This window comes from Aeromicrobium phragmitis, from assembly GCF_003674095.1.
Taxonomy (GTDB): domain Bacteria; phylum Actinomycetota; class Actinomycetes; order Propionibacteriales; family Nocardioidaceae; genus Aeromicrobium; species Aeromicrobium phragmitis.
This window is the reverse complement of the sequence record NZ_RDBF01000022.1, coordinates 1-1382: the sequence shown is the minus strand read 5'-3', so window position 1 is coordinate 1382 and position 1382 is coordinate 1. Positions and strand designations below refer to the sequence as shown.

The following is a 1382-nucleotide window of genomic DNA, read 5'->3' as shown; positions in this document are numbered from 1 at the left end:
GGTCCGAACCTACGGAAGTGGGTTCGGACCTTGTTGTTTTTGGGGCTGGTAGTCCCGTGTCGGGTCGATCTGCAGTTCGCGGAGGAGTTCGCCGGTGGTGGCGTTGACGACTCTGACGTGGAGGTCGGCGATGAGCAGGACGACGTGGGTTCGGGCGTGGGTTCGTCCGATGCCGATGTGGTGGAGGCGACCGGCGATGCGCAGGGTGACGACGCCGCTGGTGTCGACGCGGTCGTGGCGGACGCGGGCGTGGGTTTCGGCGTCTCGGCTGCTGGTGGGAAGCGCTTTGGGCAGGGCTTCGTATCGTGCTGCGGGAGTCGCTCGGTGCGGCAGAGAGCGGTGGGGACGGCGGTGGTTGTAGTGGTCGACGAACTCCTCGAGCAGGGCCTGTAGCTCCCCGATGGTGCCGGGTTGGTCAGGTTGGGCGCGGAGCCACTTCTTCATCGTCTGTTGAAACCGTTCGACTTTGCCTTGGGTGGTGGGGCGGCCCGGGCGGCCGTTCTTCTGGATGATGTGGAGGCGGCGGAGCTCTGCTTCGAGGGCGTTCTTGCCGGGTCGGCTGGCGTGACGGGTGGTGAAGACCATGCCGTTGTCGGTGAGAGTCGAGGCTGGGATTCCAGCGGTTCTGACCGCTTGGCGGAACTCGTCGCGCACGATGATCGCGGTCACGGCCCGGTGGGCGGTGACGCGAATCGCGTAGCGGGTGCAGTCGTCGAGCCAGGTCAGGACCTCGACGTCGGCACCGGTGGCGAGTCGGTAGTGCGTGAAATCGGACTGCCAGGTCTCGTTCGGCATCGTGGCTTCGAATCGGACGTAGGACGACTTGGGACGTTTCTTCGGTTCGGGCGTGATGACGCCGTGTCGAGTCAAGATCCGATGGATGGTGGCTCGAGAGACGACGGCCTGGTGGTGGTGTTCGAGGTGCCAGCCGATCGTTTCCGCTCCGGCGTCGAGTCCGGCTTCGATGAGCTGCTTGCGCAGGGCAAGCACCAGCTCAACACGCTCGGGTGACGTCGCGGTGGGCGACGACTTAGGTGCTCGAGACCGGGGCTCGAACGCGGTCTCGCCTTCAGATCGCCACCTGGCCATGTAGCGGCTCACGGTGGCTTCAGAAACTCCGTAGGTGCGGGCGGCTTCTGCTTGGCTCAGACCCTGCGTGGTGATGGCGGTGATGATCAGCCGTGCTCTCGACACCCACGAGCATCAACGAGCGGTCTTGCAGATGACGTGAGACATGCCTTGCAGATGTCCTGAACCAGCACACTGCCGGGGGCACCCAGGGACGTGTGAGGACGTCGACATCGCCCGGCCTACGGATCCTCCCTTCATCTCAGCGGTGCTTCGCGGACGCCCCGTCTATGGAGCATCGAACGAGCGCGCAC

The 1382-nt window shown here is 65.1% G+C and carries 1 protein-coding gene; it reads right to left on the bottom strand.

Annotation, left to right across the window (positions count from 1 at the left end):
* Positions 1-9: 9 nt before the first annotated feature.
* Positions 10-1194, bottom strand: a complete 1185-nt coding sequence (locus D9V41_RS16030) for an IS481 family transposase (protein WP_121795599.1) — start codon at positions 1192-1194, stop codon at positions 10-12.
* Positions 1195-1382: the final 188 nt, after the last annotated feature.